This is a genomic window from Agromyces binzhouensis, from assembly GCF_004135055.1.
Taxonomy (GTDB): domain Bacteria; phylum Actinomycetota; class Actinomycetes; order Actinomycetales; family Microbacteriaceae; genus Agromyces; species Agromyces binzhouensis.
In genome coordinates, this window is sequence record NZ_SDPL01000649.1 from 1 (window position 1) to 1134 (window position 1134).

The 1134-nt window shown below is 75.4% G+C and carries 1 protein-coding gene; it reads right to left on the bottom strand.

All coding sequences use genetic code 11. The annotated features are described in order from the left end of the window. Positions 1-1134 (bottom strand): SNF2-related protein (locus tag ESO86_RS17380; protein WP_242492443.1); only part of this gene is annotated, 1134 nt, incomplete at both ends.

The window sequence follows — 1134 nt, forward strand, 5'->3', positions numbered from 1 at the left end:
GCGCCGGTCGCGGCGTCCGGGGCCGCGGCGGCCGCGGCATCCGTCGCCGCCCGCTCGAGCGCGTGCTGGACGAGCGCGAGGCACTGCACGGTCTTGCCGAGGCCCATGTCGTCGGCGAGCACGCCGCCGAGCCGGTTCGCATGGAGGAACGCGAGCCACCGGAACCCGTCGAGCTGGTAGGGCCGCAGCGGCAGCGCCAGGCCCGAAGGGGGCGGCAGCTCGGGCACCTCGCCGTGCTCGAGCCCCGCGACCGTCGCCCGCCACGCGAGCGCGGGTTCGGCGACGTCCGCCAGGTCCTCGAAGTCGGCCCACAGGCTCGCGCGGCTCCGATGGATGCGGATGCCCGTCTCCCACTCGTCGAGCGTGCCCGCCTCCTCGATGAGGTCGCGGAGCTCGTCGAAGACGGGCAGGTCGAGCGACAGCGTGGACTTGTCGACGAGCAGCATGCGCGTGCGGCCGGTGGCGAGCGCGCGGAAGAGCGGCATGAACGGGACCCGGCGGCCGCCGACCGTCACGACGACGCCGAGGTCGAACCAGTCGCGCGTGCGGCTCTCGACGAGCGAGACGGCGAGCTCGGGTCGTTCGGTCGCCTCACGGTAGTCGGGGCGTTCGCCGCGCACGTCGATGCGGAACCCGCCCGCGTTCCGCCCGACGAGGGCCTCGAGCCGCGGCATCCGCTCGATCGCGAACTCTGCCGCGTCGATGCCGCGGAGGAGGACGGCCTCGAACGGCACCCAGCCGAGCTCGTCGGCCACTCGCGCGACGAGGTCCTCGTCGAGCTCCGGGTCGGGCCCGGCCGACGGGTCGACCTCGCTCGTGCGACCGTCGGCGTGCTCCCACCGCCATGCGAGGCGCAGCACGTCGTCGGGCTCGTACCGGGCGTCGAGCACGAGGGTCGCGGGCGGCGTCGGCGGGAGCTCGAAGCTCTCGTCGCGACTCGTGATCGCGAGCGTGCGGGCGAGCGGGTGCACGTGGGCGGCGAGGAACTCGGGCACGTCGGCCGCGGGCACCCGGATCGTCTCGGGCGCGCCGAGGAGGGCGAGTTCGGCCGGGCCGAGACCGCCGGCGACGGGCGCGAGCTCGATCCGCCCCGCGTCGAGGTCGAAGCGGTAGAGGCCGTGCGCGACGATCGGG